The sequence below is a fragment of the Weizmannia acidilactici genome, assembly GCF_008974225.1.
In the GTDB taxonomy this organism is placed as follows: Bacteria; Bacillota; Bacilli; order Bacillales; family Bacillaceae_C; genus Weizmannia; species Weizmannia acidilactici.
Genome location: NZ_BKZR01000008.1, coordinates 63,079 through 78,670, shown reverse-complemented (window position 1 = coordinate 78,670; position 15,592 = coordinate 63,079). Strand labels below are relative to the sequence as shown.

Annotated in this window: 12 protein-coding genes; 3 read left to right on the top strand and 9 right to left on the bottom strand. The window is 48.7% G+C overall.

All coding sequences use genetic code 11. The annotated features are described in order from the left end of the window. Position 1: 1 nt before the first annotated feature. The 8 genes from GBH70_RS04645 to helD all read right to left on the bottom strand — a co-directional run bounded on the left by GBH70_RS04645 (position 2) and on the right by helD (position 10,940). Positions 2-952, bottom strand: a complete 951-nt coding sequence (locus GBH70_RS04645; protein WP_172967542.1) for a methyl-accepting chemotaxis protein — start codon at positions 950-952, stop codon at positions 2-4. 190 nt (positions 953-1,142) lie between these two features. Beyond that, the gene (gene dctA / locus GBH70_RS04640) at positions 1,143-2,411 is read right to left on the bottom strand and encodes a C4-dicarboxylate transporter DctA (protein ID WP_151679939.1); all 1,269 of its coding nucleotides are present in this window, start codon (positions 2,409-2,411) and stop codon (positions 1,143-1,145) included. 243 nt (positions 2,412-2,654) lie between these two features. Beyond that, positions 2,655-3,011 carry a hypothetical protein gene (locus GBH70_RS04635; protein ID WP_151679938.1) on the bottom strand — a complete coding sequence of 119 codons (357 nt, stop codon included), beginning with the start codon at positions 3,009-3,011 and terminating at the stop codon, positions 2,655-2,657. A gap of 474 nt (positions 3,012-3,485) precedes the next feature. After that, on the bottom strand, positions 3,486-5,111 hold the full coding sequence (locus GBH70_RS04630) for a glycerol-3-phosphate dehydrogenase/oxidase (RefSeq protein WP_151679937.1): 1,626 nt from the start codon (positions 5,109-5,111) through the stop codon (positions 3,486-3,488). Between the two features lie 236 nt (positions 5,112-5,347). Then, positions 5,348-6,838: a glycerol kinase GlpK gene (glpK, locus tag GBH70_RS04625; protein WP_151679936.1), complete on the bottom strand. Its 1,491-nt coding sequence runs from the start codon at positions 6,836-6,838 to the stop codon at positions 5,348-5,350. Between the two features lie 12 nt (positions 6,839-6,850). Beyond that, entirely contained in the window at positions 6,851-7,651 is an 801-nt protein-coding gene (locus GBH70_RS04620) for an MIP/aquaporin family protein (RefSeq protein WP_151679935.1), read from the bottom strand. Between the two features lie 247 nt (positions 7,652-7,898). Continuing rightward, on the bottom strand, positions 7,899-8,459 hold the full coding sequence (locus GBH70_RS04615) for a glycerol-3-phosphate responsive antiterminator (protein WP_151679934.1): 561 nt from the start codon (positions 8,457-8,459) through the stop codon (positions 7,899-7,901). Between the two features lie 189 nt (positions 8,460-8,648). Beyond that, positions 8,649-10,940 (bottom strand): RNA polymerase recycling motor HelD, encoded by a 2,292-nt coding sequence (helD, locus tag GBH70_RS04610; RefSeq protein WP_151679933.1) that lies wholly within the window; start codon positions 10,938-10,940, stop codon positions 8,649-8,651. A gap of 232 nt (positions 10,941-11,172) precedes the next feature. Between helD and GBH70_RS04605 the strand changes: the two genes are divergently transcribed. Continuing rightward, positions 11,173-12,180: a glycosyltransferase family 2 protein gene (locus GBH70_RS04605; RefSeq protein ID WP_151679932.1), complete on the top strand. Its 1,008-nt coding sequence runs from the start codon at positions 11,173-11,175 to the stop codon at positions 12,178-12,180. A gap of 22 nt (positions 12,181-12,202) precedes the next feature. After that, positions 12,203-13,099 carry a cation diffusion facilitator family transporter gene (locus GBH70_RS04600; protein WP_151679931.1) on the top strand — a complete coding sequence of 299 codons (897 nt, stop codon included), beginning with the start codon at positions 12,203-12,205 and terminating at the stop codon, positions 13,097-13,099. A 521-nt stretch (positions 13,100-13,620) separates the two neighbouring features. Here GBH70_RS04600 and GBH70_RS04595 read toward each other — a convergent pair. After that, entirely contained in the window at positions 13,621-14,922 is a 1,302-nt protein-coding gene (locus GBH70_RS04595; protein ID WP_151679930.1) for a CitMHS family transporter, read from the bottom strand. 129 nt (positions 14,923-15,051) lie between these two features. On the opposite strand from GBH70_RS04595, the gene GBH70_RS04590 reads away from it, so the two are divergent. Then, complete coding sequence (locus GBH70_RS04590) at positions 15,052-15,393, top strand: hypothetical protein (protein ID WP_151679929.1); 342 nt, start codon at positions 15,052-15,054, stop codon at positions 15,391-15,393. Positions 15,394-15,592 lie beyond the last annotated feature (199 nt).

The following is a 15,592-nucleotide window of genomic DNA, read 5'->3' as shown; positions in this document are numbered from 1 at the left end:
TCTATTTCAGGCTACGAGCGGCAGCGGTCCTTCTGATTCCTTCTTCGAGTTTCTGATCCACCACTGTTGCGTCTTCAATATGCTGAAGGATCGTTTCGTATGCTTCCCCGAACAGGTTTGTTGCTTCTTCCACTTCTTTCCGGACTTTAAGGGCGTCATCTTTTTCCAGTTGTATTGTTTGCCGAATGTTTTCTATATTTTCCTGGCTTGTTTCGATTGTATGCAGTACTTCAGCAATTTTTTCGGCTGCAAGGGTGCTGGCCGACACGCCGTTGTCCACAAGCTCGGCACTTTTTTGTGTCGCTTCGAGGGAAGACTCAATATCTTTTTGGATGGAAAGCGTCAGCGCGTTGATATTTTCCGTACTCTTTGCCGTGCTTTCCGCCAATTTCCGCACTTCCGAGGCTACGACGGCAAAACCTTTTCCCTGTTCGCCCGCGCGTGCAGCTTCAATCGAGGCATTAAGGGCAAGCAAGTTTGTCTGTTCGGCAATTTCTTTGATGACCTGGACAATTTCCCGGATTTCACTTGATCTTGTGTGCAGCTGCGCAATCTCATTTTGCGTCTTGCGGATTTGCTCCCCCAGCCGGCGGATCGCTTCTGCCGTATTATCAACATATTGGCGGCCTGCCTGCGATTCTTTTACCATACCGGCGGCGAGCTCATTCAGCTTTTCCCCTTTTTCGCCCAAAACAATCGAATGCTCGGAGTTTTCTTTGGTGATGGAAGAAATATTTTTGAATTTATCTTCGATTTTCGTGACCAAATCGCGCAGGACGAGATGTTGCCCGTTCACAAGCTCATGCTGGGCAATGGTGGCGGAAAGCTCTTCGTGAAAACCAGCCAGCCATGTTTCTAGCTGCTCCTGCATTTTTTCTTTTTCCGCCTCCAGTTCGGCAATGCGTTTTTCAAGCTCCTGTTCTTTCTCCAATTGTTTTTTCCTGCCAATCAAGTTGCTTCTCTCCATTCTATTACCGTTTGCTTTCCTATTTTACTATAAAATCATGCCGGATTATAATGCTATGCCGCAAAAACAAAAGGCACCCCTGATTGGAATGCCGTTGAAAAAAAAGCGGCGGCCGGTTGTGGCATCTCACCGCTTTTTAACATTTCAACCCCCCCGATCGGGAGCGCCTTTCTTTTTATGATGGAATCGATTCAGTATGTTCGGCAACCGCTGCAGGTTCTGCCACGCGCTCAAATTCTTTTTCCGTTTTGGAAATGACGACGGTCGCCACCGCATTTCCGATAATATTCGTGATCGCGCGCGATTCGGACATGAACCGGTCGACGCCGATCAGAAGGGCAATCCCCGCAACCGGAATCACCGGGAATGCGGACAATGTTGCGGCCAGTGTGATAAAACCGGAGCCAGTCACGCCCGCCGCCCCTTTTGAGGTCAGCATTAAAATCAACAGCAGCATGATTTGGTGACCGATCGTTAAATGCACATTGTACGCCTGCGCAATGAAGATAGACGCCATGGATAAGTAAATGGCGGTACCGTCCAGGTTAAAAGAATAGCCGGTCGGGACAACGAGGCCGACAACAGATTTCGAGCAGCCAAAGTTTTCGAGTTTTTTCATCAGAGAAGGCATCGCCGATTCCGATGATGAAGTCCCAAGCACAAGCAAAAGTTCTTCCTTAATATAGGCGATGAATTTAAAAATGTTGAACCCGAATATCTTCGCAATGCTGCCGAGCACAAGCAAAATGAAAATGATCATCGTCAAGTAAACGGATGCCATTAATTCGCCGAGGTTGATCAGCGAGCTGGCGCCGAATTGGCCGACCGTATAGGCCATCGCCCCGAATGCGGCAATCGGCGACACCCTCATGACAATGCCGACAATTTTAAAGAAGATTTCGGTCATGTCTTCAAAAAAGCGAATGACCGGTTTCGCTTTTTCCCCCAAAGATGCCGCGGCGGCCCCGAACAGGACGGAGAAAAATAAAATCGGCAAAAGATCGCCCTGTACGAATGCGCCCGCAATGCTTTCCGGAATGATATTGGAAATAAAGCCGATAAAACCGGTTTCGTTGTCTTTCGCCTGGGTGACAAATTGCGAAACCTCGCTTGTCTTGGCTTGGCTCGTATCAATGCCGTGGCCCGGCTGAATCAGGTTGACGACAATGAGCCCGATGGCGAGCGCAATGGTGCTGACGACTTCAAAATAGATGAGCGCCTTGCCTCCGATACGGCCGACTTTTTTCAAATCGCCCATGCCGCCGATGCCGATGACGACCGTAAAGAAAATGATCGGCGGAACGAGCATTTTAATGAGTTTAATAAACCATTGGGCCAAAATGTTCAGCTCGGCGCCGAATTTCGGGGAGGCAAGCCCTACGATAATCCCCAAAATGATGCCGATAACCACTTGCACTGTAAGATTCCGAAAATTGATCTTCACGTTTCCATCCCCTTTGTTTGCGCTTACAATTTAGTGGTTCGAATTATATTTCTATTATATAACAGGTTCACTTTATTTTCATTATTTTTATATTGAAAAGGTTTTGTTTTTTTAGAGGTATGCAAAAAAACGGCGAGATGCCCTGTACGGCACGCCGCTTTTTGTGAAACAAAGTTTTTGGCTACAAATTGCGGACTTTTCCAACGCCGAATTCATTTTTTCTTAAAAATACTTCTTCTGCCATTATAGGCAAAGATCATGGATGGATGAGGAAAGCGTTGCTTTGTCGCGGTCTCCTGCCCCGAAAGCTGCTTTGCCCTGATATCGGTCGCGTCCTGAGGATACTGGACCCAGGCATCCAAATGGTTCGGCACAGTTGAAGATTAAATCCGCAGCCAGATTGGCAACGGAGACCAAGTAATTGTCAACAACATACTGGTATTCGTTCATCACTTTTTCAATCGTTGTATGGATATTTTTGTAGCTTTCCGGGGGCTCGATGTTGTTGATTTGGTCAAATTCATGCTGCATGCCGCCGAGCACGGCCACCATGTCCAATTTCCATTCCAGGTCTTTAAATTCTGCAAAATCAATCTGCATTTTTGCAATGGGGATGCGGCTCTTTTCTCTTTTTTTCTATTTTTCTCCGATTTCTTTTATCTTTCCGCTGATTTCCAAAGGATGTTCGCCGATTTTTTGGTCTTTTCGCTGATTTTTTGAGGAAGATCGCTGATTTCCCTCTAGTTTCCGCTGATTCCTCTAAAATGAGTAGACTGACCGGCTGCCGTTTCAAGTTTCACCGCCGGTTTTCAGCTATTTTCTGACGGAGATGCAGCTCTTTTCTCTTTTTTTCTATTTTTCGCCGATTTCTTGTACCTTTCCGCTGATTTACAAAGGATGTCCGCCGATTTTTTGGGCAGTTCCGCCGATTTTTTCAATGTTACCGCTGATTCCTAAAATGGATGAAATGACCAGTTGCCGTTTCAAGTTCCACTACCGATTTTTTCCGGGGGTTCCCCAAACCTCCTCACCCTGATTTTCCATTTCAGCTGCCCCCACTTTGGGTTGTGGACGCTACATTTCCGGCACGGCTTCGCGGATCGCTTCTTCCAATTCTTCCCTGTATTGTTTTTCCGTATCGGAATCCCACGAAAATTCGCGCCCCATCCAGGCAATGACAGGCTCTTTCCATTGGCGAACCCAGTTGATGTCAAAGAAAAGCGTACCGGTGCGGCGGATGAAAAAGTCAACCGGTTTAACGGCCATTTCCTGCTCCACCGCGTATTTGAGCAATGCATACACTTCCCGCGGCAGCCCGGCATCGCCCCCGTTTTTCGCATACACAAAAAGCTGGTCCGCGTTCGTGCCGTATTTTTCCACAATCGCACTGCTTGCTTCAGGAGATAAGCCGCAATCTTCCCCTTCTTTGCTTTTTGATTCAATAAAAGCCGGGAAATTTTCTGAACCGCCGACATCACCGCCGGATATCGGCAGATGTTTCGTTTGGCACGGTCGGAAATTGCCATCGAGCCTTTTCGCAACAAGATCGACGACGGTTTCCGCCATTTTCCGATAGCCCGTCAGTTTTCCGCCGGCGATCGTGATCAGGCCGCTTTCCCCTTCCCAAATTTCGTCTTTACGCGAGATTTCGGATGCGTCTTTCCCTTCTTCATAAATCAAAGGGCGGACACCGGCCCAGCTCGATTCCACATTACGGACAGCTGCTTTTACAGATGGGAACATAAAACGGATTGCTTTTAAAAGATATTCAATGTCTTCCGGCAGCGGTTTCGGATGCACCGGGTCCTTGTCATAAAACGTATCCGTTGTGCCGACATACGTTTTGCCGCCGCGCGGGATTGCAAAAACCATTCTGCCGTCCGGCGTGTCAAAATAAATGGCCTGGCGGAGCGGGAATATGCTTTGGTCAAAGACGATGTGGACCCCTTTCGTGAGGCGCAGCCGTTTTTTCCCCGGCGCATCTTTATCCCGCATTTTGTCGCTCCACGGGCCGGTCGCATTGACTACCGCTTTTGCCCGCACTTTTACAGTTTTCCCGTTGATTTGGTCGCGGACAAGGGCTCCTGTGATGCGGCCGTTTTCGTAAAGGTAATCTTCGGCTTTTGCGTAGTTTACGGCAAGCGCCCCGTGTGCAACCGCCGCTTTCATCACTTCGATCGTCAGCCGCGCATCGTCTGTCCGGTATTCAACATAATAACCGCCGCCTTTGAGCCCGTCTTTTTTAATGAGCGGCTCTTTTTCCAATGTTTCCGCGGCCGACAGCATTTTCCGCCGTTCCTGTTTTTTTACGCCGGCCAAAAAGTCGTACAGCCTTAAGCCGATGTTTGTTGTAAACGCGCCGAACGTCCCCCCTTTGTGGAACGGAAGCAGCATCCATTCCGGCGTTGTCACATGCGGCCCATTTTCATAAACGATCGCCCGTTCTTTTCCGACTTCAGCCACCAGTTTCACTTCAAATTGTTTTAAATACCGGAGCCCGCCGTGGACAAGTTTGGTCGATCTGCTCGAGGTGCCGGCCGCAAAGTCCTGCATTTCAACAAGCGCCACGGACATGCCGCGCGCCACTGCATCATAGGTAATGCCCGCCCCCGTGATGCCGCCGCCGATTACGAGCAAGTCAAATTCCTTTTCGCCCATCTTTTGTAAAATTTGATCACGCTGTTTACTTGAAAATTCCATTTCCGTCGCCTCCGTTATTTGATGATCGGGAAATTCACCCGCTTCCTAAGACGGGGTCCCGCCCGGCCCTTTTTTCCCGCGGGAGACGTGACTTCCTCGGGAAAATTGAACAGAGCCAAAAATCAAAAAGAGACCTGTAACAAGCATTATGGAAATTTTTCCATAAAACTAGCCAGGTCTCTCTGCATCTCTTGACAAGAATATGAACTTTTAACAATTATAACAAAACTTTTTTCTTATTTGAAAGCGATTGTGGCTTGGATTGCTTTTTTCCATCCGGCATACAGGGCGCCGCGTAAAGCTTCGTCGAGTGATGGTTCAAATTTGCGCTCGATTTTCCATTGTTTGGCGATTTCTTCGCGCGATTCCCAGTATCCGACGGCAAGGCCCGCCAAATACGCCGCACCGAGGGCGGTCGTTTCGCTCACGACCGGGCGCTCAACCGGTACGCCTAAAAGATCGCTCTGGAACTGCATAAGGAAATTATTTTTCACCGCTCCGCCGTCCACGCGTAATGTTTTCAGCGGCAAACCCGAATCTGCTTCCATCGCATCCAGCACATCTTTCGTCTGGTAGGCAAGTGATTCGAGGGTGGCGCGGATAAAATGCTCTTTCGTCGTGCCGCGCGTCAGCCCGAACACCGCGCCGCGCACATCGCTTTCCCAGTACGGCGTGCCGAGCCCGACAAATGCCGGCACAACATACACACCATCGGTTGATTCGACCCGTTCCGCGTACGATTCGCTTTGGGCGCTGTCTTTGATCATGCGCATCCCATCGCGCAGCCATTGGATGGCGGATCCGGCGACAAAAATACTGCCTTCAAGCGCATATTCAACCTTTCCGCCAATTCCCCAGGCAAGTGTGGTCAAAAGCCCGTGTTTTGACGCAACCGCTTTTTCGCCGGTGTTCATGAGCATAAAGCAGCCGGTACCGTACGTATTTTTCGCCATGCCTTCTTCATAGCAGGCCTGCCCAAACAATGCCGCCTGCTGGTCGCCAGCCACACCCGCAATCGGGACTTCTTCGCCGAAGAAATGATGCGGTGCCGTTTTGGCGTAAACATGGGAGGACGGCTGGACTTCAGGGAGCATCGAGGCCGGGATATCGAGCATTCCGAGTAGTTCCGGATCCCATTTTAAATCATAAATATTATAAAGCAGCGTCCTTGACGCATTAGAATAGTCGGTCACATGGGCTTTTCCTCCTGAAAATTTCCAGATCAGCCATGTATCGATCGTCCCGAAAAGGAGTTCGCCTTTTTCTGCACGTTCCCTTGCCCCGTCAACATGGTCGAGGATCCATTTGATTTTTGTGCCGCTGAAATACGGGTCGACCAAAAGCCCTGTTTTTTGGCGGATCATGTCTTCATGCCCTTTTGCTTTTAAATCGGCGCAAATCCCCGCTGTCTGCCGCGACTGCCAAACGATCGCGTTGTAAATCGGATGGCCCGTATTTTTATCCCAAACGACTGCCGTTTCGCGCTGGTTTGTAATTCCGATCGCGGCCACCTGCTTCGGCTGGATATCCGCCTCTGTTAAAACGGTTGCAACAACAGCCAGCACCGATGCCCAAATTTCATTTGCATTGTGCTCGACCCAGCCCGGTTTCGGGAAATACTGGGTAAATTCCTGCTGCGCGGTGTGTACGACTTCCCCGTTTTTGTTGAACAGGATCGCCCTTGAACTCGTTGTCCCCTGGTCAATCGATAAAATATACTGCTCCATGCCGTTTCCCCCTCATACGTTCTTTTTCTTGTTTTCTACCATCCATATTACCAGTAATAAAAGCAAACACGTTAGCAAAACATACCAAAAGGAAGGTGTCCAGTCGCCTTTAAATACAGCATGGTAAAAAACGCCTCCGAGTGCCCCCCCCAACAGCGGGCCTGCAACCGGCACCCATGCGTATTTCCAGTTGGAAGGGCCTTTTCCCGGGATCGGCAGCAAAAAGTGAGCAATCCGCGGACCGAGGTCGCGTGCCGGATTGATCGCATAACCGGTTGTGCCGCCGAGCGAAATACCGATCGCAACGATCAGCATGCCAACGATAAACGGATTGAGACCATCTGTAAATTTATTTGCGCCGATGGTAAGGATTCCGAGCACCAAAACAAAAGTTCCGATGATTTCACTCAGCATATTCGCAAAATAGTTCGGGATCGCCGGGCCCGTAGAAAATACGGCGAGTTTTATGCCGGGATCGTCCGTTTCTTTCCAGTGCGGCAAAAAGTGGAGAAACACAACAGCCGCTCCGATCATGGCGCCGATCATTTGCGCAACAATATATTCCGCCGCTTTGGACCATGGAAAGTCCCCGTTAAATGCAAGGCCAAATGTGACGGCCGGATTTAAGTGGGCTCCGCTGTATTTTCCAACTGCATAAACGGCCATCGCGACGCCAAGCCCCCATCCGAACGTGATTACAATCCAGCCACCGTTATAAGCAAATGATTTTTTTAAATTGACGTTGGCGCATACTCCCCCGCCAAAAATAATGATAATGGCAGTTCCAATCAGTTCCCCAAGAAATGGGCTCATTTCCCGCTCCCCCTTTTACAATCGTGTGATGAACGGTGAATCTTCCTCCTTTCCGCAAAAAAGAACAAGAAGACCCCCACTACCGCAATTGGATCGCTGCGAGTAAGGTGATCTCCTTGTTCTCCGTCAAAGTTATTAACTTATTTAAGATGATAACGCTTACTTCCCGTTCTGTCAATAAATGTTCACAAAAAAATTTAAGTTCCCGGCGGCCTATGATCATGGCCGCCGCTTTGACTAGCTATTTTTATTTTCTTGCCGCAAACATATCCCAAAGTTCCGTGTCCGAAGTTGTGATGCCCTCTGCCCCCGCTTTGAGCGCATTTTCCACATCTTCCCGGGTGCGGATCAATCCGCCGGCAAAAATCGAAATGCCGAGCCTTTGTTTTACTTCCGTGATCATCCACGGCACAATCCCGGGCAAAATTTCAATATAATCCGGCTGCGTCCTTTCGATCAATTTATAGCTTTTTTCAAGGGCATGTGAATCGATCAGAAACATTCTTTGGATCGAAATGACCCCTTTTTGTTTCGCCTTTTGAATGACATTGGATTTGGTGGAAATCAGCGCGTACGGTTTATATTCCTGGCATAAATACTCTGTTGCGTAATCATCGCTTTTCAGGCCTTGGATGAGGTCCACATGATAAATCATTTTTTTGCCGCTTGCCTTTGCCATTGCTGCGATATGCTTCAGCTGCGAAATGTGCAATTCCAGGAAAATTCCTGTCTCGTAATCACTTTTTAAAAATTTTTCAAACTCCTTCATGTTTGCCGAAGCCGGCAGTATTTTTTGTGACAGAACCATTTTCCTCTCCCCTTACGTTTTTCATAACATTAGTTTACCATTTGGAAGTGGTAAATGCTTCCATCCTGCCCGGGAAAAGGGGAAGCTTCGGCTGATATTCCGCCCTGTTTCACGTTTTCTGTGAAAAAACTAATCCGGTAGCGTGGAGAAGGCCCTTTTTTGGTTGCGAGCAAGACGATCATGGATGTTTTATTCCTCCACATACAAATCCTCCGGCACTTTATCGAGCAGCGGGGTCACGGGGCCGTTGCTGACCAAAACAAGGTTGTGCATGGCCCGGGTGCCGACCGTGTACAGCAGGTTGCGTTCCGCTTCATCGTGGTACGTGGCCGCTGAAACATCGAGCACAATGACACTGTCGAATTCCAACCCTTTCGCGAGATAAGACGGAATGAGGATCGTACCTTCCGGGAGGCCGCTGTATTCTTTTTCAATAAACGTCAGATCCAGTTCTTCCCGCAGTTTTTCGTAAGCCTCCTCGCATTGCTTCCGCGATTTGCCGATGATCGCGACCGTGTTGCTTTCCGCGGATAATTTTTTCACATAAGCCGTGATTTTCGCGATGGCTTCCTCTTGACTCCCCGCAACGGCCACAACCGGCAGTGCGCCTTCGCGATCGAACCATTCGATTTTTTCCCCGTCTTGTAAAATTTCTTTCGTAAAGCGAGTGATCGCGGCTGTCGAGCGGTAGCTTTTTGTCAAATAAACGACCTGTGCCTTTTCTTCCCCGAAAATGTCCTTGATCAGTTCCATCTGCGGTCGGCCGCTTGTGCCGAAAATCGACTGGTTCAAGTCGCCGAGCATTGTGAATTTACTGTACGGGAACAGATAGCGCAAATAAGCCAGCTGAACCGGCGAGTAATCCTGGATTTCATCGATAAAAACATATTTGATCGAACTGCTCATCATTTTGCCAGTTGCAAGGTCGAGCAAATACATGTACGGCACCGTGTCTTCAAACGGCAGCCAGCCTTCCTGGAATGCAGCCCGCGTTTTCGCATCGAGCGGACCTTCTGCACCACGGACAAATTCCGGCGCTTTTTTCAGGAAGTCCAGATACTGCGCCCGGATATGGAAATACCGGAACTGCTTAATATGCTTTCGGATCGAGCTGAAGCGGCGGTTGACAATTTTTCGCGCCAAAAATTCTTTTTCATAGGCAGTACCGCTGAAATCATCCCTGTTCTGGCGCATTTTTCTTTCGGCGTATTTATGGGCCGCCAAAAAAGCCTCCTGCCCGAGCAGTTCGATTTCTTCTTCCACCCACGGTTTTTTGCGCTCCTCTTTTGAAATGCGCTCCAGTTCTTTCAGCAATTGTTTGCTGACAAGCTGGAAACGGTTCGGCAGCGAATAGCTTTCATCATAGGCGTAAAACATGGCGGCAATGTCTTCTTTCGAAATGATCGTTTCGCCTTTAAAGCGGATATCGCGGAAAATGATCCCGCCTTCAAGCAGTTTTTTTGCATAGTCTTCAACGGCACGGAAAAATTCGAGGCTGCCTTTGATTTGCGCAGTTTCTTTATGTTCTGTTTTCCCTTCGAGCGACTCTTCCATCTGATCAAGCAGGCTTTCAACTTTTAAAGCTTTTCCGACGCGGGCCTGGGCATACTCGAGAAAAGTGGTCTGCTGCATATTGTTTTCCCCGAGTTCCGGCAGCACTTTTGAAACATAGTGGTTAAACAGCTGGTTCGGCGAAAACAGGACAATCTGCTCGGAATGGAGCGAGTCGCGGTAACGGTACAATAAATACGCGATCCTTTGCAGGGCAACTGACGTTTTTCCGCTGCCGGCAGCCCCCTGCACAAACAGCAGGTTGCTTGAAACGTCGCGGATGATCCGGTTCTGTTCTTTCTGGATCGTTGCGACAATGCTTTTCATATGGGTGCTCGCGTGATGCCCAAGAATTTCCTGCAGCATCTCATCGCCAATTGACAACCCGGTATCAAACATCGCTTCAATTTTTCCGCGGCGGATTAAAAATTGCCGCTTTAAATCCATGACTCCTTCGCGCCTGCCGTCCGGCGCCTGGTACGAAACAGGCCCCGGAACGCCGTCATAGTAAATACTTGAAATCGGCGCACGCCAGTCATATACGAGATATTCGTCCTCATCACGGTAGGAGGCGGTCCCGATGTAAATCGGCTCGGACGTCTCCCCTTCTTCATGGAAATCAACACGGGCAAAATAAGGCGAGTAAATGAGGCGATCCAGTTGCTTCACGTTTTTTTCCATATGGCCGTAGCTCCGCTCACGCTCGGCAAGGAGTTCTGCCTGCTGGCGGACGCTCGCGGAGGTTTCCACGACATCGTCCGGCTCGTCCAGGTTGACCGTCACATCTTCCCAGAACGTATTGCGGATTTCCTGTGCCTCGCCCCGGACTGCCCTTACTTTTGAAAGCAGCTCCTCTTTTTCTTTTTTTATTTTTCCAACCGTGTAATCAACACGTTTTTGCTCTTGTATCCATTCTTCGTCGTGTGGCATAAATTCGGCACCTTCCTAACTGTAAGCAAAATATTTGACGTTTCTATTTGATGTTTGCTATAATATAATAGGATAAATATATTTATCATTTTTATATGACTCCGTATTTTAGTATACCACATTTCCGGCTGATTTTCCACGTGCCGGATGCCTCTACCGCTCTTCTAAATTCTGCATAAAGTTGCGCATCCTTACAAAAAATATCCGTAATATTGTTTGGAGGTCCGCAACTATGGATAACCCTATACTCACCATTGTTGTTCCTTGTTACAACGAAGAAGCCGTTTTATATGAAACCGAACGGCAATTAACAGAAACGATTTTTTCCCTTATGAATGAAGGCCTCGTTTCGCCGAAAAGCAACATTCTTTTCATCGATGACGGCAGCCGCGACCAGACATGGCCGATCATTGAAGAAATGACAAAGAAAAACCGGCTTGTCAAAGGGTTGAAACTCTCGCGCAATTTTGGGCACCAAAAAGCGCTGCTCGCCGGGCTTGAAGCGGCAAAAGAAGAAGCAGACTGCGTCATTTCCATTGACGCCGATCTGCAGGACGACGTTTCGGTCATGCGCGAATTTTTGCTGAAATACCGGGAAGGCTGTGACATTGTATACGGCGTAAGGAAAAGTAGGGAAAAAGATACCGTTTTTAAAAGGGCGACCGCACAAGGGTATTACCGGATGATGAAAAAACTGGGCGTAGATCTTGTTTACAACCATGCAGATTACCGGTTGATGAGCAAACGCGCCCTCGAGGAACTTGCCCGCTTTAAAGAGCAAAATTTGTTTTTGCGTGGCGTGGTGCTGCTGATCGGCTTTAAAACAGCTGAAGTGCTTTACGACCGGAAAGAACGGGCAGCCGGCGAGAGCAAATATCCGCTCAAAAAAATGCTCGCTTTTGCCTTTGACGGCCTCACTTCTTTCAGCGTCGTGCCGATCCGCCTCATTACGCTTGTCGGCCTTTTTACATTTTTATCGAGTAGTATCGCCGGCATTTATGCCCTTTTTGTGAAATTCTTTGGCCATGTGGATGACGGCTGGACATCCATTATTATTTCGATCTGGTTTTTGGGCGGTTTTATGCTGATGAGCCTGGGCTTAATCGGCGAATATATCGGCAAAATTTACCAGGAATCAAAACAGCGGCCGCGTTATACGGTCGAGCGGGATGCAGCCCCTGAGGCAATGGGCCAACAATTGCTGCGGTCCCATTCAGATCCGGCAAAAAGAATCAATTGATGACAACGCTGGAGGTGGAAGCATGATCACGGCACGCGAATCGCTTGCCAGGAAGGTTGCGTGGATCAGCGTTTGGAGCAATATTGTGTTAATGGCCGGAAAGACGCTTGCCGGCTGGCTCGGAAATAGTGATGCCGTGTTTGCGGACGGGATCCACTCTGCGGCGGATGTTTTTGCGTCGGTCATCGTGCTGCTCGTCATTAAAGTGGCCAACAAACCGGCGGACGCCGACCATCCGTACGGGCACGGCAAAGCGGAAGTGATTGTTTCCGGCATTGTCGGCTTATTGCTCCTGCTTGTCGCATTTTATGTCGTGTTTGAAGCGGTGATCGGATTTTTCCACCCCACCGAATCCCCTTCCCTCCTTACTTTATGGGCAGCCGTTTTTTCATATATTGCCAAACTGCTTTTATACCGTTATTCTTTAAAAATTGCCCGGGCGCATAACAGCAAGGCAATCGAAGCGATTGCCTATGACCACAAGGCAGATATTGCCGCATCAATTGCCGCGGCTTTCGGGGTGGTGTTGTCTATTATCGGGGGCAAGTTTCATCTGCCGCTTCTTTTATACGGCGATAAAGTGGCCAGTATTTTTGTCGCTTACTTGATTTTCCGGATCGCCCAGGAAATTTTGGCGGAGTCGTTTAACATTTTAATGGAAAGCAATGTCGATCCTGAACTGCTCGAAGAACTCGAGCATACGATCCACTCTTTCCCGGACGTCCGGCGCATTGACCGCATCCGCGCCCGCGAATACGGCAATTACATCCTCGTTGATATCCGCATTGCCATCGATTACAACAAAACGATCCTTGAAGGCCATAACCTCGGCCAAAAAATCAAAGAGGCCCTGATGAAAAGAAACGACCATATCCGGGAAGTACTCATCCACTTGAATCCGTTTTTCGGTGAAACATAAAAAAGGGGCTGCTCCGGCCAATGCCGGGCAGCTCCTTTTTCCTATGGTTGAGGGTATACATTATAGCAAAGGCCGCGCGACGGGCTGCCATTGAAAAAGCTTCCATGTCTTTTCTAACAGATGACTGTTTTAGAAATCCCATAAGGACCATTTTGATCCTTTTTTCGTGGCATAATGGTCTGGAGGCGTATTCTCTCGACCGTTTCTTCCCTTTTCTCGAAGCTTAATGGTCATGAGGTGACCCTTCTAAACCGTTTCTTTCCGGTTTCCGAGAGTTAATAGACATGGGAGGACTTCTCTAAACCTTTTCAGAACTATCCCGCTACGAAACGGCTTTAAAAACTGTTCCATCACTATTCACCGGCCAATAAACTGGCTAATGATCGTTTTACAAGTATTCACGCACTAGCTGTTCCAAAATCCCCTTTTAAACAAGAAAACCCGGTGAGATAAAATAATTGTTCTCATCGGGTTTTCCCAGTTTCGCGAAAGGGGATCCTGCCCTTTTCGCTTAAGCCATTTTAAAACGGAATGACGCCGACGGCCAGCGCCACAACAATCATGACAAGCGCCGATCCGCATGCCCATTTTAAAAATGACCGCTGCAAGTCGCCAAACTCTGCGCCGACCATACCGACAAGCAAATAAGTGGACGGAACGAGCGGGCTCAACAGATGGACAGGCAGCCCCAATAATGATGCCCTGCCGATCACCGCCGGGTCAAGGCCGTATGATGCGGCAGCTTTTGCAATGAGTGGCAGGACGCCATAGTAAAACGCATCATTGGACATGAAGAATGTAAATGGCGCACTAATCAATGCCGTAATTACCGCAAAATGCGGGCCCAATGCATCCGGGACATGTGCAATCAGCGTATTGGCCATTGCGTCAATCATTTTCGTACCGGATAAAATCCCTGTAAAAATGCCGGCTGCGAAAATCATCGAGACGACCGACAAGGCATTTCCTGCATAAGCGGCCACCCGCTCTTTTTGCACTTCCATATTCGGGTAATTCACCATCACGGCGATTGCAAAACCGAGCATGAACAAAATTGCCGGCGGCAGCACTTCCATAATCAATCCGACAAGCAGTGCAATCGTTAACAGCCCGTTAAACCAGATCAGTTTCGGGCGTTTCAGCACATTGCCTTCCCCCACTTCAATGGCTGCCGCCTGCTCCAGAAATACCTCATTTTCCGTATTGGCAATCCCAAGGCGCTTCCTTTCTTTTCTTCCAAGATAAAAAGCGATAAATAGTACAAAGAGCAAGCCGCCGATCATGGAAGGAATGACCGGTGTAAACAACTCGGAAGACTCAAGGCTGAGCGCGCTCATTGCCCTCGCCGTCGGTCCGCCCCACGGAAGGAGATTCATCACACCGGAACCCGAAACCGCGATCCCCGCCAGTACAATCGGCTTCATCCCGATCCTTTGGTACAGCGGCAGCATCGCAGATATCGTAATCATATAAGTTGTCGTCCCATCCCCGTCCAATGAAACGAGGATCACGAGAACCGCCGTCCCGATCGCAATTTTCAGCGGATCCCCTTTCACGACCCGTAAAATCGTGGAAATCACCGGGTCGAACAATCCTGCATCAATCATCAGCCCGAAATACAAAATCGCGAACAAAATCATGATGCCGGTCGGCGCAACGCTTGATACCCCGTCGAGCGCCATTTTCCCGATCCCTTTCCAAAACCCGCCAATTACAGCAAATACAACTGGAATGACCATCAAAGCAATCATAGCGGACAGCCGTTTGGTCATGATTAAAAACATAAAAACTATGATCATAAAAAAACCCATTAACGCTAACATACAGCCACCCCTTTGTTCGTTTATCTCCAGTTTACTCAAACAAAGAAGTATTGTAAGCGTTTGCAACATTAGGGATATAAAATCCTTTTTGGACATTTTGTTCATTTTGTGCACGGAAAAGCGGCGGGATTGTCCCGTCCGGCTTCAGGCATCGCTTGCACCGCCCTGAAGTCATTTTGTCAAAAAACCGGCGGAATTGTCCGCCGGTTTTGGCAATTCTTTGCGCTCCAAATTCATTTTAGTCACGAAAAACAGCGTACCCATCACACTGGTTTGGGCAGCCCCGGTTCGTTTTGTCCACGAAAAGCCAGGGCGATTTTCCTGCAGGCCCGAGCAATCGCCTCCACCGCTCAGATTCATTTTGTCCACGAAAAAGCGGGGCTGATCCCGCCGCTTCCTCCTGTTTTTTTGCTCAGCGCCGATTATTTGGGCGTTTCCGCTGATTTATTGGCCTTTTCGCTGATCTTTTGAGAAAATTCGCCGATTTTTTCAATGTTTTCGCTGATTCCTCTAAAATGAGTAGGCTGACTGGCTGCCGTTTCAAGTTTCACCGCCGGTTTTTCAGCCATTTTCTAATGGAGATGCGGCTCTTTTCTCTTCTTTTTCTACTTTTCGCCGATTTTTTCGAGCCTTCCGCCGATTTCCAAGGGACGCCCGCCGATATTTCCAA